The following is a 587-nucleotide window of genomic DNA, read 5'->3' on the forward strand; positions in this document are numbered from 1 at the left end:
TGGGTCGCCCAGGCTGGATCAGGATGTGGCGGATGCCGTGTGCCTGCGCCCAGGCCATGAACGCCCGGCTGGTGAACTCCGGCCCGTTGTCGGTGCGAACCACCTGCGGATACCCGCGAAACAGGGCGGCCGGCGCGGTCCAGCACGCGCGTGACGTACTCACCCGAGATGCCGAAGTCCACCACGATGTCCACGCTCTCGTGGCTGAAGTCATCGGCCACCGTGAGGCACTTCAGTCGCCGACCGCCCGAGAGGCTGTCGCTCACAAAGTCCATGCTCCACACCTCGTTGACCGTGCGCGCCAGCTGCAGCGGCATGCGCTCGTTGACGGGTCGCTTGCTCTTCTTGCGCCGGCGCACGGCCAGGTTGGCTTGCCGGTACAGGCGGTACACGCGCTTGTGATTGACGCCCGGAAACTGCGGGCGCAGCAGGTTGAACCGCCCCGGCTTTCGTGGAGGCCGGTTGGTTTAAGTCAGGCCTCCGCCATGGAGTCCTGATTGGCGAGATGCCGCCAGTAGTTTGCCTCAGCCTCTGCCGGCGGGATGTAGCCGATGGGCTCCAGCAGTCTTTGATGGTTGAACCAGGAC

The 587-nt window shown here is 65.6% G+C and carries 1 pseudogene; it reads right to left on the minus strand.

The annotated features are described in order from the left end of the window. Window positions 1-434 (minus strand): annotated as a pseudogene (locus tag M3149_RS22685) (DDE-type integrase/transposase/recombinase); the annotation flags it as partial. Window positions 435-587: the final 153 nt, after the last annotated feature.

Source organism: Hydrogenophaga intermedia, from assembly GCF_023715105.1.
GTDB classification, from domain to species: Bacteria; Pseudomonadota; Gammaproteobacteria; order Burkholderiales; family Burkholderiaceae_C; genus Hydrogenophaga; species Hydrogenophaga intermedia_A.